The sequence below is a fragment of the Paraburkholderia ferrariae NBRC 106233 genome, from assembly GCF_000685035.1.
In the GTDB taxonomy this organism is placed as follows: domain Bacteria; phylum Pseudomonadota; class Gammaproteobacteria; order Burkholderiales; family Burkholderiaceae; genus Paraburkholderia; species Paraburkholderia ferrariae.
Genome location: NZ_BAYB01000016.1, coordinates 13,504 through 29,239, shown reverse-complemented (window position 1 = coordinate 29,239; position 15,736 = coordinate 13,504). Strand labels below are relative to the sequence as shown.

General features: G+C 66.0%; 12 protein-coding genes, 3 tRNA genes and 1 pseudogene. 3 read left to right on the top strand and 13 right to left on the bottom strand.

Features of this window, described 5'->3' with window-relative positions; genetic code table 11:
* The 4 genes and pseudogenes from BFE01S_RS39315 to BFE01S_RS19305 all read right to left on the bottom strand — a co-directional run.
* Nucleotides 1-393, bottom strand: a pseudogene (locus BFE01S_RS39315) (glycoside hydrolase family 19 protein); the annotation flags it as partial.
* Nucleotides 394-1,442: 1,049 nt separating this feature from the next.
* Entirely contained in the window at nt 1,443-1,904 is a 462-nt protein-coding gene (locus BFE01S_RS19315) for a DUF2214 family protein (RefSeq protein WP_028226912.1), read from the bottom strand.
* 85 nt (nt 1,905-1,989) lie between these two features.
* Nucleotides 1,990-2,898 (bottom strand): hypothetical protein, encoded by a 909-nt coding sequence (locus tag BFE01S_RS19310; protein ID WP_028226911.1) that lies wholly within the window; start codon nt 2,896-2,898, stop codon nt 1,990-1,992.
* A 266-nt stretch (nt 2,899-3,164) separates the two neighbouring features.
* Nucleotides 3,165-4,229 (bottom strand): glycosyltransferase family 4 protein, encoded by a 1,065-nt coding sequence (locus BFE01S_RS19305; RefSeq protein WP_028226910.1) that lies wholly within the window; start codon nt 4,227-4,229, stop codon nt 3,165-3,167.
* Nucleotides 4,230-5,011: 782 nt separating this feature from the next.
* Between BFE01S_RS19305 and BFE01S_RS19300 the strand changes: the two genes are divergently transcribed.
* Nucleotides 5,012-6,847: an ABC transporter ATP-binding protein gene (locus BFE01S_RS19300; protein WP_028226909.1), complete on the top strand. Its 1,836-nt coding sequence runs from the start codon at nt 5,012-5,014 to the stop codon at nt 6,845-6,847.
* A gap of 132 nt (nt 6,848-6,979) precedes the next feature.
* On the opposite strand, the gene otsA is transcribed toward BFE01S_RS19300, so the two are convergent.
* On the bottom strand, nt 6,980-8,428 hold the full coding sequence (gene otsA, locus BFE01S_RS19295) for an alpha,alpha-trehalose-phosphate synthase (UDP-forming) (protein WP_028226908.1): 1,449 nt from the start codon (nt 8,426-8,428) through the stop codon (nt 6,980-6,982).
* Between the two features lie 133 nt (nt 8,429-8,561).
* A complete protein-coding gene (gene otsB / locus BFE01S_RS19290; RefSeq protein WP_028226907.1) occupies nt 8,562-9,311 on the bottom strand; it encodes a trehalose-phosphatase in 750 nt (249 codons plus the stop codon).
* Nucleotides 9,312-9,630: 319 nt separating this feature from the next.
* Between otsB and BFE01S_RS19285 the strand changes: the two genes are divergently transcribed.
* The gene (locus tag BFE01S_RS19285; protein ID WP_028226906.1) at nt 9,631-10,218 is read left to right on the top strand and encodes an SCO family protein; all 588 of its coding nucleotides are present in this window, start codon (nt 9,631-9,633) and stop codon (nt 10,216-10,218) included.
* A 47-nt stretch (nt 10,219-10,265) separates the two neighbouring features.
* Nucleotides 10,266-11,144, top strand: coding sequence for a cytochrome c oxidase assembly protein (locus tag BFE01S_RS19280; RefSeq protein WP_028226905.1), 879 nt, complete (start codon nt 10,266-10,268; stop codon nt 11,142-11,144).
* A 21-nt stretch (nt 11,145-11,165) separates the two neighbouring features.
* On the opposite strand, the gene BFE01S_RS19275 is transcribed toward BFE01S_RS19280, so the two are convergent.
* The 7 genes from BFE01S_RS19275 to uvrC all read right to left on the bottom strand — a co-directional run bounded on the left by BFE01S_RS19275 (nt 11,166) and on the right by uvrC (nt 15,691).
* The gene (locus tag BFE01S_RS19275; RefSeq protein ID WP_028226904.1) at nt 11,166-11,666 is read right to left on the bottom strand and encodes a GNAT family N-acetyltransferase; all 501 of its coding nucleotides are present in this window, start codon (nt 11,664-11,666) and stop codon (nt 11,166-11,168) included.
* 50 nt (nt 11,667-11,716) lie between these two features.
* Nucleotides 11,717-11,989, bottom strand: a complete 273-nt coding sequence (locus BFE01S_RS19270) for a DUF2164 domain-containing protein (RefSeq protein WP_028226903.1) — start codon at nt 11,987-11,989, stop codon at nt 11,717-11,719.
* 110 nt (nt 11,990-12,099) lie between these two features.
* Nucleotides 12,100-12,173 (bottom strand) — tRNA-Cys (locus BFE01S_RS19265).
* Between the two features lie 120 nt (nt 12,174-12,293).
* Nucleotides 12,294-12,369: transfer RNA gene (locus BFE01S_RS19260), tRNA-Gly, on the bottom strand.
* A 75-nt stretch (nt 12,370-12,444) separates the two neighbouring features.
* Nucleotides 12,445-12,520, bottom strand: a tRNA-Gly gene (locus tag BFE01S_RS19255).
* Nucleotides 12,521-12,680: 160 nt separating this feature from the next.
* On the bottom strand, nt 12,681-13,271 hold the full coding sequence (pgsA, locus tag BFE01S_RS19250; protein WP_028226902.1) for a CDP-diacylglycerol--glycerol-3-phosphate 3-phosphatidyltransferase: 591 nt from the start codon (nt 13,269-13,271) through the stop codon (nt 12,681-12,683).
* Between the two features lie 116 nt (nt 13,272-13,387).
* A complete protein-coding gene (gene uvrC / locus BFE01S_RS19245; protein WP_028226901.1) occupies nt 13,388-15,691 on the bottom strand; it encodes an excinuclease ABC subunit UvrC in 2,304 nt (767 codons plus the stop codon).
* Between the last annotated feature and the right edge of the window lie 45 nt (nt 15,692-15,736).

Sequence of the window (15,736 nt, the reverse complement as noted above, 5' to 3'; positions counted from 1 at the left end):
TACCAGCGCGAAGCCGGTACTGTAGGGGGCCTGAAACGGCGCACTGCTACCGGCGAGCACAACGTCGCTTGCCGGGTAGTCCTTGTTGGCGCGATACGCGATCAGCTCGCCGTCCGCGATGCAGCGTAGTCCCGCGTCAAGGTCGAGCGCCTGGCCCGCGCCACCCTCAGTAATGTGAATGCCGCCGTGCCACATGCCCTTGCGGCTCACGAGATACGCGCCGGATGGCTCGCTCGTGACGAGAAGCCGGAAGATATCGTGCTCGTCGGTGAACTGTGCGGATGCCCCTCCGTTGCCTTGTGCCTTGCGCTGGAAGGGGAAGGCAAAGGCCGGTTGTTTGATGGCGGGCGGTTTGGGTGTCTGTGGCTTATGCGGTGCGGGGTTGCTCGTCATGGGTTCGGTGCGGTCCTGTGTCGATAGGGTCGCACCACGCTATGGCGCACCGCATGCAGCGTCAATCAGACAAATGCTGAAAATATGCAAACGATTGTCAAAAGAAAATCGCGGCTTCGCACGCTTGACTCGATGTCATTCTTGTCGCGATTTTTCGGTCGGAAGATTCGCTCAGGCGTTTCCGGTTTCGTCCGATTCGTCGTGGCCGTTTTCAAACAGGTGGGAGAAAAGAATGTCGTCGCAACGTATGTTGCGCCCTATGGCGAAGGTGCGCGAATGGCGCATTGGAAAGTCCGCAAAGTTCGCAAAAATGTCCGCAGTGTTCGCGTTTTTGTCCGCATGTTGGTTCGCATGCGGCGGCCTGAAAGCCCCGCTACGCAGACCTGTAGCCGCTCAGGGTTGCGAACTGCGGACACCTTTGCGGACCCTTAGCTACTGCGATTTCGCGCGTCTTCGCGCCCGCATAACGCATTGCGCTGGGAAGGACCCGTGCAGGCTGGCGGGGCCAATGCGACAACCTAAGACGGCGAGGCATCCCCCCAAATGAGGCGCCGTCTATTCTTGCCTAGCGCCCCTGTCAACGTCGTGCCGTGAACCCGCCGACCCCGCGATTTTCTAACATCGGCTTGAATTCCCGGCCATGGCGGCTCCGGCGAAGGCCGGATGGTGGATAGGGATGGGCGCACCCAACGAAGACCACCAAAGGGCTGTATTGCAGCCAACGGCTTTGATTGCTCTCGAATTGCGTTTCTTTTGCGCTATACTTGCGCCCATCCTGCGCGATGCCGCCCCTTCACACGGCAGGGGTCACTGGTTCGATCCCAGTACTACCCACCAGAATTCTGGTGTTGGTAAAGACAAGCACCGAGGAATAAAGGGCTTATGTCGAAAGACATAAGCCCTTTTCCGTTTTGCGGGCCGGTGTGCGAGATCGGCACGGAGACTTCGTTGCAGTCTCATCGCTTTCCGTACGTCAGCCGTGCCAGGTCGTTCGCCCTGGTCGTCCCCCTGCGGGATCTCAGACGCGCGCGATTGCACACCTCACACCCTCACGCCACCGTATCGAGCCCGATACCGCGCGCCATACCCGAGGCCGCAAACACCATCACCACCAGCAATATGGTCTGCCATGCGCCGATGCGCGCATACTTCGGCGCCCCCGTCAGGTCCGGCACATCGCCGCGGCGCACGGCCAGGCGCCAGCGCAGGAGCGCCATCATCGGCGCGATCTCGAGCAGAAGAATCAGCACCAGCGCGCCCATCTTCACGTGAAAAAGCGGCTCGTGAAAATAATACGAAGCGCCCTTCCCGAAGCCGCCGAACGCACGCATCGCACCGGTCACGATCAAAACGACGGCGGAGAGGCCCCAGCCGTTGTCCGCGCTGAAGATAACCGGCAAATCTTCCGTGGAAGTGCAGCGGCGCAGGCCGCGCGAGCGCCGCAGGATCGAGGCAAGCGCGAAACCGAAAGCGAGCAGGTGAACGGCGGCAAGCAACCAGCTTGAGATCATCGCAACTCCTCCGGTTGGACGGCGGGCACGGCGTGAAGGGATAGCCAGGCTCTCCGGCGCTGCGCGCCGGGCGATGCCGAAAAACTCAGACCTGCTTCAGCGCCGCATCGAGCGCGCGCGCGGCCACCCGATCGCTTTCGGTCGCGAGCCGCACTCGAAACACGGTCTGGCGATTGTGGCCTGCCGCGGCAGGCGAGTCCCACAGCAATTCGACGGTCGGCCGACCGTGCGCCGCACCAGGCGCGGCAGCCGCACCAGCGGCCGGAACGGACGGCACAGATGACGATGGCGCATCGACAACAGGCGGCGTGGCCGCCAGCACGGCATCGCCGGGTCCATCCCCGGAAGCCGGAGAGGTCTGAGAAGTGGAAGCAGCCGGCGCAACAGGCGATGCTGCCGCCTGCCCCCCGCGCGGCCAGCGCACCGAAAGTTCGCGCGCGTCGTATTGACCGAGCTTGCGGCTTTCCAGCCAGACCACCGTGGTGCGCGTAGCGCTATCGATGGAGACGGCGTAGCGGCCAATCGCAAAGCGGCGAGCGGCGATATTGGTGCGCCAGAGCGCACGCGGGCGGCAGATCCATACCACGGCGGCAAAAAGCGCGGGGGCGGCGACAAGCCAGCCGTTGGTGGCCGCGACCGTGTGCACGGCACGCCGCCAGCCCGCAGTCCAAACGAAGGCGCCGATCGACCAGAGCGCGAACAGGCAGCCGATCAGGCCGAAGAAGCGCAGCGCCTGGCGCAGCCACTGAGGCAGCGGATGGAACGGCCGCTCGACGCGCGCCTTCGCGCCGGGCAGCGCGATCAGGAGAAAGAGGAAGACGAGGTTGATGCACGCCCACGGCGACGAAGCCATGCCTTCGAGCGCCGCGATGAAGTTCATCTGCGACATGGAGAACAGCCATCGCGCGAGGATCATGAGGCCGATCGCCCGCAGGGCGAACATCGTCCCGGCGCCGGGTACGGCGACCGTGGGCGTCGGTCGGGATCTCGCCAAAGGTATTCTCCTGTCGATCGTCGTCAAGGGCGTCTGCCCATGCTGCGATCCGATGCAATGCATTCGTTCGCGCTGGGTGGCCGCTGGTGGCCGCTGCTCGCCGCTGGTCTTGCAGCACGGCCATTATAGGGACATTGCCGCGCGCCCTCACGCCCGTGCGCACATAAGACAACGCCCCGGTGCACAGGCACTGGGGCGTTGCGGAAAACCCTGTCGGAGCGGGCGACGCCGCTTCGACGCAGGACCGGAAGATCCTGGGAAAAAGCTTAGCCGGCCGCGACTTCGCGCAGCACGGTGCGGCGCTTCTGGCGCAGCAGTTCTTCGTACACGGCGACGTAGTTGCGCGCCATCACCTTCGACGAGAAACGGGCTTCAAACGCGGCGCGCACCTTCTCGCGCGACAGCGTGGACAGGCGCTTGACTGCTGCGACTGCGCCGATTTCATCTTCGACGACGAAGCCCGACACGCCGTTCTCGATGACTTCCGGCACCGACCCGCGCTTGAACGCGATGACCGGCGTCCCGCAGGCCATGGCTTCGATCATGACGAGGCCGAAGGGCTCCGGCCAGTCGATCGGGAACACCAGTGCGTGCGCGTTGCCGAGGAACTCGCGCTTTTCGTGCTCGCCGATTTCGCCGATGTACTCGACGTGCGGCAGCGCCATCAGCGGCTTGATGACTTCTTCGTAGTAGGCGCGGTCGGCCTTGTCGATCTTGGCGGCGACCTTGAGCTTCATGCCCGCCTGACCGGCGATGCGGATCGCCTTGTCAAGACCCTTCTCCGGCGAAACGCGGCCGAGGAATGCGAGATAGCCGGGCTCGACGTTGGGGATCGGCTTGAGCACGTCTTCCGGCAAGCCGTGGTAGACGGTCTGCTGCCAGCAAGCCTGCTGGAGCGGGATGCGCTGGTTGTCCGAGATCGAGACGACCGGCACGTCGCTGAACGCGTTGAAGATCGGCTGCAGTTCCGGCAGGTCGAGGCGGCCGTGCATCGTCGTGACGAACGGCACTTCCTGACGCTGGAACAGCGAGAACGGGTAGTAGTCGATGTGGAAATGCAGCACGTCGAATTCGTCCGCGCGGCGGCGCACTTCTTCGAGCAGCAGCATGTGCGGAGCCATCACGTCGCGAATCGTGGGGTCGAGGCGCAGCGCCTGCGGCCAGAACGCTTCGAGCTTTGCCGAGGTAATCGAATCGCCGCTTGCGAACAGCGTGACGTCGTGACCCTGCTCGACGAGAGCTTCGGTCAGGTAGGAGACCACCCGTTCCGTGCCGCCGTAGAGCTTGGGAGGAACCGCCTCGTGCAACGGAGCGATTTGAGCGATTCGCATAGTGGTGAACTCCTTCCTCGTAATAAATCGGGCAAAGTACTGCAAGTTTGACAATCGACCTTCGTCGGCGCCGGCACCCTTGCCGCACACCACCCAAGGCGTTCCATACCGCTCACCGCGCCGGCTTTGCCGGCACACTGGCCGCCGCGTTAGTCGAACATCGAGCGAACGGACGGAACGGCTCAGGCGGTAAACGCGCAGGGTTCGCGGTCGTTGACATACAAGCTGTCAGATTCCCTACGCTATTCGAGTCGGCATTATCCCGGTTCGGGACGCCTGCCGGCTAGAACATTTCAAATACTTTACATTGTTACAAACCAGAAACACTCCGCAACCCCCTGTTTTAAAACATAGTTCTAGATTAGGGGCTCGTATCCGGAGAGGCTGGCCTCACTTGAGGCACGGCAATTGCGAGGGCAGCCTTGCGGTTTGCTGCATCGCAGCGTGCCATGACGGGCTATCATCTGACCCCGCCGGGTCGTTCGGGGTGGCGCTCGGGGCCGCTCAGGCAAAGCGCCCCACCCGTCGTGAATGCAATCCGTAATTGTATCGCTAAAACGGCCCCGAAAGCCCCTTGAACCGCTCCTGCAACACCCGTTGGCCAACGCATATCGCCGGCCATGCCGTCGCGATATGATTCGCGTCCCGCAGACATGGGCGATGCACCATGCGCGAGGGGTGTTTACAATGCGGGAAAGTCCGTCGTGGGCTGCCGCTAACGCGCACCCCCTATCCTTTTCACCTTGCACGGACGAAGCTCCGTCAGACCGACCACCGATCAATTGGAACATCTGACCATCGCCCAGCGTAACGCCCACAACGCAAAGCTCGCGAGCTATGCGCGGCGGCCGCTCGCGTTCCTGTTTCGTTACATCCGCCGCCATCCGGTCGCGCACGCCATCGTGCTCGCGAGCGTGTTCGCGGCCGTGGGCTGCGCCCTCGCCTCGCAGTACGCGATCAAGCACCTGATCGACGTGCTCGGCGCCGGCCGCCATCACCCGGGGCCGCTGTGGACCGCGTTCGCGATCCTCGTGGGCCTGATTGCCGCCGACAACCTGCTCTGGCGCGTGGGGGGCTGGTTCGCCGCCCACACCTTCGTCACCGTCACGGGCGACCTGCGGCGCGATCTCTTCCAGTACCTGAGCGGCCACTCGCCCACCTACTACGCCGAGAAGCAGCCCGGCACGCTGGCGAGCCGGATCACCGCGACCTCGAACGCGATCTACACCGCCGAGAACACCACGGCGTGGAACGTGCTGCCGCCGTGCATCGCCGTGGCGGGCGCGATCGTCATGATCATTGCGGTCAATCCGCTGATGGCGGGCGTGCTGCTGCTGTGCTCGGCCATCCTCTCGGTGATCCTCTTCAAGCTGGCCGGGCGCGGCTCCTCGCGCCATCACGCGTTCGCCACCCGGGCGGCGGCCGTGGACGGCGAACTCGTGGACGTGATCGGCAACATGGCGCTCGTGCGCGCCTTCGGCATGACCTTTCGCGAGCAGGTGCGCTTTCGCAGCACCGTGAAGGCGGAGCTGGACGCGCGCCGCACGAGCCTGCTCTACCTCGAAAAGCTGCGCCTGCTGCATGCGGTGATCACGGCCATGCTTTCGGCCGGCCTGCTGGGCTGGGCGCTCTGGCTCTGGAACCAGGGCCGCGCCACCTCGGGCGACATCGTGCTCGTGAGTTCGCTCGGCTTCACGATCCTGCACGGCACGCGCGATCTCGCCGTGGCGCTCGTCGATGTGACGCAGCACGTCGCGCGGCTTGCCGAAGCCGTCCAGACCCTGCTGGAGCCGCACGGCATGCCCGACCGCGACGACGCGACCGAGCTCGTCGCCCAGGGCGGCCGCGTGGACTTCGAGAACGTGACCTTCGCCTATCCGCACCGCAAGGCCATCCTCGACCATTTCGACCTGCATATCACGGCCGGCCAGCGCGTGGGCCTGATCGGCAAGTCGGGCGCGGGCAAGACCACCGTGCTCGCCCTCCTGCAGCGCTTCTACGAACTCCAGGGCGGCGCGATCAAGATCGACGGCCAGGATATTGCCGCGGTCACGCAGGACAGCCTGCGTCACACCATCGCACTCGTGCCGCAGGACATCTCGCTCCTGCACCGCTCGATCTACGAAAACATCGCCTACGGGCGCCCCGAGGCGAGCCGCGACGAAGTGCTCACCGCGGCCCGCGAGGCGCGCTGCGCCGACTTCATCGAGGCCATGCCGGAAGGCTACGACACGATCGTCGGCGACCGCGGCGTGAAGCTCTCGGGCGGCCAGCGCCAGCGCATCGCGATCGCGCGCGCGATCCTCAAGAACGCGCCGATCCTGCTGCTCGACGAAGCGACCTCGGCACTCGACAGCGCCTCCGAAGAAGCGATCCAGCAGGCGCTCGACCGGCTGATGGTCGGCCGCACCGTGATCGCCATCGCGCACCGGCTCTCCACGCTGCAGAACTTCGACCGCATCATCGTGATGAGCACCGGCAAGGTGATCGACGACGGCACCCCCGAGGAACTGCGCAACCGCCCGGGCCTGTATCGCGACCTGCTCGCCAAGCAGTACGGCAAGCATTCCACGCTGCATCTCGGCAGCAAGAAGGCGGACGAGAAGCACGTCGCCTGAGCCGCGGCGCCCGCGCCCTCAGGCACGCGGGCACGCGGGCACCAGAAACGAAAAAGCCGCTTCCAGCAGGAAGCGGCTTTTTTCTGCGCGGCGCGCCGCCGTCGGGGCAACCCGGCCGGGCGGCGCGCGCCCTCAGACCCGGTCTTGCGCCTCGCCGCGCGCCGCTTCGGCCACCGGCAGCGCCACGCCGCGACGCTCGCCGATCTGCGTGAGCTCGCGCATGAAGCGGTCGCGCCAGACCGACACATTGTTCTCGCGCAACTGCGCCATCATGTCCCGATAGCGTGCCGTACGCTCCTCGAGCGGCATCGCCAGCGCCGCGGCCAGCGCGTCGGCCATGCCGTCGATGTCGAGCGGATTGACGATCAGCGCGCCGGTCAGCTCCTGCGCGGCGCCGGCGAAACAGGAAAGCACCAGCGCGCCCGGATTCTCGGGGTCCTGCGCCGAGACGTATTCCTTGGCGACGAGATTCATGCCGTCGCGCAGCGGCGTCACATAGCCCACGTGCGAAGCCCGGAACAGCGCCGCGAGCACCGCCCGCTCGTACTGGCGATGGATGTACCAGATCGGCGTCCAGTCGAGTTCGGCGAAGCGGCCGTTGATGCGGCCCGACTCCGCTTCGAGCTTGAGCCGGATGTCCTGGTACGCGTGCAGGTCGGCGCGCGTGGGCGGCGCGATCTGCACGAACGAGACCTTGTTGCGCTCGGCCGGATGCTGGTCGAGCAGGCGCTCGAAGGCGCGAAAGCGCTCCACGAGCCCCTTCGAGTAGTCGAGCCGGTCCACGCTCATGATCACCTTGCGGCCGTGCAGCGTGGCCTTGAGCGTGCGCACCGGCTTGCCGCGCTCGCCGTCCTTCGCGAGTTCCGCCACTTCGTCGGGATAGACGCCGATCGGGTAATCGTTCGCCAGGAGCCGCCTGCCGAAGGCTTCGATGCGCGTGAGCCCGTCCGGCTGCCGCTCGACCGCCCCGCCCGCCTCGTTGACGATGTAGTCGCAGAAAGCGCGCAGGTCCGGCTTCGTCTGAAAACCGAGCAGGTCGAACGCACAGAGCGCCTCGACGAGGTCGCGATGCGGCGGCACCGCGATCAGCACCTGCGAAGCCGGAAACGGAATGTGCAGGAAGAAGCCGATGCGGTTTTTCACGCCCGCCGCGCGCAGCGCCTGCGCGAACGGGATCAGGTGATAGTCGTGGACCCAGATGACGTCGTCTTCGCGCAGCAGCGGCACGAGCTGCTGCGCAAGCCAGGCGTTCACCCGGCAATAGCCCGCGTATTCGTGGCGGTCGTACTGGACGAGATCGGCCCGGTAATGGAAGGCGGGCCACAGCGTCGCGTTCGAGAAGCCGCGGTAGTACTGGTCGTAGTCGCGGCGCAAGAGGCCGATGGTGGCGAAAGTCACCGGGCCGCGCTCCTCCACGTGGATCTGCGGCTGGCCCGAGGTGAGCACGTCGCCGCTCCAGCCGAACCACATGCCGCCGGTTTCCTTGAGCGCGTCGTAGACGCCCACCGCAAGGCCGCCCGCAGCCGGGCCGCCCTCGGAAATGGGGGCGACCCGGTTCGACACGATGATCAGTCGGCTCATGAGGTGCGGGTTCCGTCGATGAGTGGGTAAAGGTGTGACACGCGGTGCGACACGCGAAGGCTGCGGCCGACGCGGCGCAGGCTGTGGCGCACCAGGTTCAAGGTTACGGCGAGGCGAGGCACTACGCGAGGCACTACGCGGCGCGCATCGTCGCGACGAGCGCCGCCAGCCAGGCGAGCAGCGCGTCCACGGACTCGGCGCGCGTCTGCGCAATCGTGTCGCCGCCGCCTACCTTGATCGAAACGCCGTGCTGCGCGTTGACGACGGCAAAGCCCTTCTCGTCGGTGAGATCGTCGCCGGCGAACACCGGTCGGCGCCCCGCGAACGGCGGCTCGTCGAGGAAAGCGCGCAGCGCGCGGCCCTTGTCCACGTCCTTGGGCTTGATTTCGTAGACCATCTTGCCGGGCTGCAGCACGTAGGCTTGCGCGAATTCGCCGGCCAGACGCGTGGTCGCTTCGCGCGCGGCGGGTTCGTGCTCGGGTGCATTACGATAATGCAGCGCCAGCGCCGCGCCTTTGATCTCGAGCAGCATGCCCGGATGCGTGCGCACCACTTCCGCGAGCACCCGCTCCATGTGCAGGAGCCGCTCGTCGTTGAAGCCCACGCGCTGGGTGTCGCCATTGGCGTCGCGGCGCTCGGCGCCGTGCAGGCCCGCCACCGGCAGGTCCGGCATGCCGAGGAACGTGTCGATGCTGTCGATGCCGCGGCCCGATACGATCGCCACCGCGCCGTGCGTCAACCGGCGCAGCTCGCGCACGAGCGCGAGCATGTCCGGGCGCACGAGCACGCCGTCGGGCGTGGGCGCGAGTTCGACGAGTGTGCCGTCGAAATCGAAGAAGAAGGCCGTCTGATCAGGCGGCAATACAGCCGGTAGTACTTGCATTACGTGTTTTTCGTCCCTCGGCGCCCCGTCTGGCGAGCGCACGGCCGTCGGAGAAAGTGTGCGCATCTTACCTCGGCTGCCGGCGATTTTCGAGAAAGTAAGACGGGACGCTCCGGCAGTGCGCCTCCAATTTTGCTACAGTCTCAGCACCATGTTGAACGAAGCGCGAACAAAGCGGCGCGGAAAAGCCGCCGGTCGCTCACCACGATTCGAAATACCGGGACACCCATTGCCCTACCCGCCCCCCCACCGCCTGCGTTCCGTGTCGATCAGATCCGCCATGCGGGCATGGCGGCGCTGCGTGCATTTTGCCGGGCGGATGGCCGGGGCGATTGCGATGGCGGCCGGCGTGGCAGCGCTCGCCGCCTGCTCCCATCCCGCCGATCCCTGGCAGCTCGCGAACGTCACCGGCCATCTGCCGGATCTCGACTTCAGCCTGACCGACGACAGCGGCCGCCCGGTCACGGCGGCGAACTTCAGCGGGCAGACGGCGCTCGTGTACTTCGGCTACACGCACTGTCCCGACGTCTGCCCCGAAACCCTGGCGCGGCTGATGCAGGTCATCGCGAAGCTCGGCCCCGACGCGCGCAACCTGCGCATACTCTTCATCAGCGTCGACCCGGACCGCGACACGCCTGCCGTGCTGCACACCTATGTCGGCGCATTCGATCCCCAGCACATCCTGGGCCTGACCGGCAGCGACAGCCAGATCGAATCGCTGGCGAAGCGCTACCGCGTGGCGTACCAGATGGAGAAACGCAACCCCGACGGCAGCTACGACGTGACGCATAGCTCGGCCATTTATGTATTCGATGCACAGGGCCACGCGCGGCTCCTCGCCACCGACAACGACGCACCCGACGTCATCGCGCACGACGTGCGCCGCGTGATCGACAACGCCGGTTGAAGGCCCCCCATGCTCCGTTCGACGCCGCCACCGCACGCCCCTGAACCATGAACCTGCTCTACTGGCTCGATCCATGGGAGCCCTCGCCCACCGTCGTGATCGCCCTTGCCCTCGCCGCGATCCTGTTCGTGCGCGGCCAGCGCCACGCGCGCGTTTCGACCGCGCGGCGCATCTCGTTCTGGTTCGGACTCGGCGCGCTCTACGTGGCGCTGCACACGCGGCTCGACTACTTCTTCGAGCACGAGTTCTTCATGCACCGCGCGCAGCATCTGGTCCTGCATCACCTGGGGCCGTTCTTCATCGCGCTCGCGTATCCCGGCGCTGCCTTGCGCGCGGGCATTCCGTTCGCGTGGCGCCGGCGCTTCGTGCGGCCGGCACTCGCGGCGCGGCCCGTGCGCCTCGCGCTCGACGTCGTGATGCATCCCGTTGTCGCCGTGACGCTGTTCGTCGGGCTGATCTACTTCTGGCTGCTCTCGCCGATCCACTTCATCGCGATGCTCGACTGGCGCCTCTACCGCATCATGAACTGGAGCATGGTGATCGACGGCCTGCTCTTCTGGTGGCTCGTGCTCGATCCGCGGTCCGCGCCGCCCGCGCGGCTGGCGCCCGGCAAGCGCGTGCTGGTCGTGATCGCGGCGATTCCGCCGCAGATCATCCTCGGCGCGTTCATCTTCTTTACGTCGCACGAGCTCTACCCCGTGTACTCGATCTGCGGTCGCGCCTTCACGTGGCTGAGCCCCATGCGCGACCAGCAGATCGGCGGCCTGCTGCTGTGGATTCCGGGATCGATGATGAGCGTGATCGGCGCGCTGGTCGCGCTGCGCCACTGGATGCGGCTCTCGGCACGCGGGCGCCTGCGCCAGCGCGGCAGGCCCGCGCGTAAGCCCGTCGTCGCCGCCCGCGACAGCGAGCCGCAGCGCACCTGAGCGGCGGGCGCGGCCGGAAGCTTATTCCGAGCGCATCCAGACGTGCGGGATGCCGTCTTCGTCGTGCACGTCCGAAACCGGCTTGAAGCCGAAGGCGCCGTAGAACTTCTGCAGATGGGCCTGCGCATGCAGACGCATGGGCACGCCCGGCCATTGCTGCGCGATGTGATGAATCGAGCGCTCGAGCAAGGCATTGCCGAGCTTGATGCCGCGATAACCGGCCGTCGTCAGTACGCGCCCGATGCGCACATCGGCGTCGCCCGCGTCGGGCAGGAGCACGCGCAGATAGCCCGCGAGCGCGGGACGCTCGCCCGACGCATCCCATGCGAAGAGATGCCACGCGCCCTCGTCGAGCCCGTCGATATCGCCATAGACGCAGTTCTGCTCCACCACGAACACCGCCGATCGCGCTTCGAGCATCGCATAGACCTCGCGCGGTTCGAGCGCGCCGAAGGCCTTCCAGCGCCAGTCGAGATGCGCGAGCGGCAAAGCGGAAGATTGCGTGGAGGACGGCGTATTCATGGGGACTTTCCGTAGAACAGGGGAGACGGGCGATTATGCCGCGGCCCGCTTCACCTGCGGCCTTTGGGTTTATCGTACTTGCGCCAGTACTGGAATGGCGCCTCATGCAGATCGATGTCGAGATCGACGATGCGGGCCTGCATGCTTTCCTGCGCGTCGGCAATCGCCTTGTTGTACACGGCGGGGGCGATCTCTTCGAGGAAGAAGCCGAGCAGCGCGCCCGCGGCGATGTTGCCGATCGGCTCTTCCATGTTCGCGTCGAAGTAGCGCTGGATGGACGCAATCGCGTCGCGGCGTGCGTCTTCGGGAAGTTCAATGGACATGGCGATGACGGGTCAGGAAACCCGCCTATTGTGCCGTGCCGCAGCACGCCGTGCGAAGCGACCGACGCGGAAAAAAGAAAAGCCACCCGAAGGTGGCTTTTCTTTGCATCTGGAGGCGCGAGCCGGAGTCGAACCGGCCTACACGGCTTTGCAGGCCGCTGCATAACCGCTTTGCTATCGCGCCAGAAGCGGACTGCCGGTGCGCGAGGCTGCATGCGCCCGCAACGACCGGACAGATTTGTTCGATGGCCCGAACGAACGAGCCCTGCCAAACAAAAGGGGAAGCGCTGCTTCCCCGGGCGTGTGGAGCGGGAGACGAGTCTCGAACTCGCGACCTCAACCTTGGCAAGGTTGCGCTCTACCAACTGAGCTACTCCCGCATGTCCTGCTGCTTTGTACCGCTGTACGACTTTGGCGCGCTGCTTTTTACCGCCTGAAACACCGCACCAGAATTCTGGAGCGGGAGACGAGTCTCGAACTCGCGACCTCAACCTTGGCAAGGTTGCGCTCTACCAACTGAGCTACTCCCGCATATTTTCCCACTTCTTCCTGCTACTACCCGACATCTGCAGCCATCTCCACCGCATCTGCTTGCTGCTGAATTGCCGTGCAGCGGAGAAGTGAGATTATGTATAAGGCGCTGAAACGTGTCAACCCCCGGCGCAATCTTTTTTCAGGAGGATGAACGCGCCTACAAACTCCCGCGCTCGCGGATCTGCGGCCACGCGAGCTTCATGTAGTAGAGCATCGACCAGATCGTGAGGAAGGCGGCGACATAGATGAGCCACGTGCCCCAGATGCGCGAATCGAACAGCGTGAACCCGCCGACTGTGAGCGGCGCGTAGAACAACAGCATGGGGATCGCCACCATCTGGCACGCCGTCTTGAACTTGCCGAGCGAATTCACGGCCACGCTCTTCGACGCGCCGATCTGCGCCATCCATTCGCGCAGCGCCGAGATCGCGATTTCGCGGCCGACGATCACGAGCGCGATCGCCGCATCGAGCCGCCCGAGCTGCACGAGGATCAGCAGCGCGGCGGTGACCATCAGCTTGTCCGCAACCGGATCGAGAAACGCGCCGAACGACGAGGTCTGGTTCCACCGGCGTGCGAGATAACCGTCGAACCAGTCGGTGAGCGCCGCCAGCACGAAGATCAGCATCGCCGCCGTGTTCTGGTGCGTCGGGCTCAGCAGCGTCTGGGGCAGATAGAACACGCCGACCACGAGCGGGATCAGCACGATCCGCAGCCACGTCAGGAGAATGGGGAAATTGAACGGCATCGGCTGGCGCTGTCTGTCGAAAGGATTTGCAATTGTGCCGTGTCGCCGCACCCGCCACAAGCAAGCGGTGGGCGGGACCGGCGCGCGGGTGCGCGCCCCGGGCCGGGCCGGCCGTCTCAGTGAAGCTGCTGATAGATCTGCTCGGCGAGCGAGCGCGAAATCCCCTCGACGCTCGCAAGATCCTCCACGCTCGCCGCCATCACGCCACGCAAGCCGCCAAAGCGCGCGAGCAGGCGCTGGCGCCGCTTCGCGCCCACGCCCTCCAGCTCTTCGAGGCGCGAAGTCTGGCGCGTCTTGCCGCGCTTCGCCCGCATGCCCGTGATCGCGAACCGATGCGCTTCGTCGCGGATCTGCGCGACCAGCATGAGCGCCGCGCTCTCCTTGCCGAGCTCCAGCGGCGCGCGGCCGTCGGCGAACACCAGCGTTTCCAGGCCCACCTTGCGGCCCTCCCCCTTCGCCACGCCCACCAGCATCGCCGGATCGAGACCCAGTTCGGTGAACACCTGGCGGGCGACCTCCACCTGCCCCTTGCCGCCGTCGATCAGCACGATGTTCGGCAACTGGCCGCCCGTCGCCGCCGGCTCGGCGCCTTCGGGGCTCGCCAGGGGGCTGGCCGGGCCGGTGGGATCAGCGCCCGGTTGCGTCTGCCCCGCGTCGGTCTCGTTGGCCGCCGCCTGCGCGACCATCTTCTCGTAGCGGCGCGTGAGGACCTGACGCATGGCGGCGTAGTCGTCGCCGCCCGTGATGCCCGTGATGTTGTAGCGGCGGTACTCGCCCGACTGCATCTTGTGATGGTGGTAGACCACGCACGATGCCTGGGTCGCCTCGCCCATCGTATGGCTGATGTCGAAGCACTCGATGCGCAGATGCGCGAGGTCGTCGAGTTCGAGCCCGAGCAGTTGCGCGAGCGTGCGCGTGCGCGCCTGCTGCGAGCCCTGCTCGGAAAGCAGCCGCGCCAGCGCGAGGCGCGCGTTCTGCTCGGCCATGGCGAGCCATGCGCGCTTTTGGCCCTGCGGCTGGCGCAGGAGCGTGACCTTGTGGCCCGCCTGCCCGGCGAGCACGTCCACCAGTTCGCTGTTGGCGGGAGGATGGCTCACCACGAGCACCGGCGGCACGCGATGGCCGAAGTAATGCTGCGCGATGAAGGCGTCGAGCACTTCGGATTCGATGCCGTTTGCCGTGCGGCGCCTGCGGCCGGCTGCCGATGGCGAAATGTCGTCGTCGGCTGCGTCTTCGCGTTCGCCTTCGCCCTCTTGCGCAGACTGCGCGCCCGTGGACTCCGTCTCGGGCGGCAGGTCCGCGGCAATGGCGAGCGGATCAGGCGTGCCATCGGCGCCTTCGTCGCCACCTTCGCCATCACCTTCGCGCGCCCCGTCCGGCGCCGCGCCCTGCGCCGGCTCGTCGCCATGCTCCGCCACCGCCGCAAGGCCGGCCGCCGCCTCCAGCGCCCGCCGCGCCATGGCGGGCAGCGCGGTCAGCGCCGAAGCCGCGAGCACCGCTTCGCTGTCCACCTCTTCCGCAACGCCGCCCTCCTCGTCCGTCAACACCCGCTCGACATGCGCCGGGAAATACGCCTTGTCGCCCAGATGCCGCCCGCCGCGCACCATCGCGAGATTCACGCACACGCGCCCGCCCAGCGCCACCACGGCCAGGATATCGACGTCGCTCTCGCTGCCGGTCTCGATCGCCTGCTGATGCAGCACGGTCGAAAGCGAGCTCATCTGGTTGCGCACGGCCGCCGCCTGCTCGAACTTGAGCTCCGCGGCGAACGCATGCATCTTGGTTTCGAGCTCCTTCATCACCTCGTTCTGCCGCCCGAGCAGGAAGCGCGACGCATTGCTCACGTCGCGCGCGTAATCCTCCTCGCCGATGGCGCCCACGCACGGCGCCGTGCAGCGTGCGATCTGATGCAGCAGGCAGGGCCGCGTGCGGTTGTTGAACACCGAATCCTCGCAGGTGCGCAACTGGAACACGCGCTGCAGGATCTGGATGCTCTCGCGCACGGCCGAAGCGCTCGGGAACGGCCCGAAGTACTGGTTGTTGCGGTCGACGGCCCCGCGGTAGTACGCCATGCGCGGAAACTTGTGGCCCGTGAGCTTGAGGTACGGGTACGACTTGTCGTCGCGAAAGAGAATGTTGTAGCGCGGCGCGAGCGCCTTGATGAGGTTGTTTTCGAGCAGCAGCGCTTCGGCCTCGGAGCGCGTGACCGTGGTCTCGATGCGCGCGATGCGCGTGACCATCATCGCGATGCGCGGCGAAAGCAGCGTCTTGGTGAAGTAGCTCGATACGCGCTTTTTCAGATCGCGCGCTTTGCCGACGTAGAGCACCGCGCCCTGCGCGTCGTAATAGCGATAGACGCCGGGCAGATGCGGCAGTTGCGCCAGCGCCTTCTTCGGGTCGAAAACGTCGGAATCGGTCATCCAGGGAATCGGGAAATTCGGGGGACGGGCCGCGTCGCGCGCCGC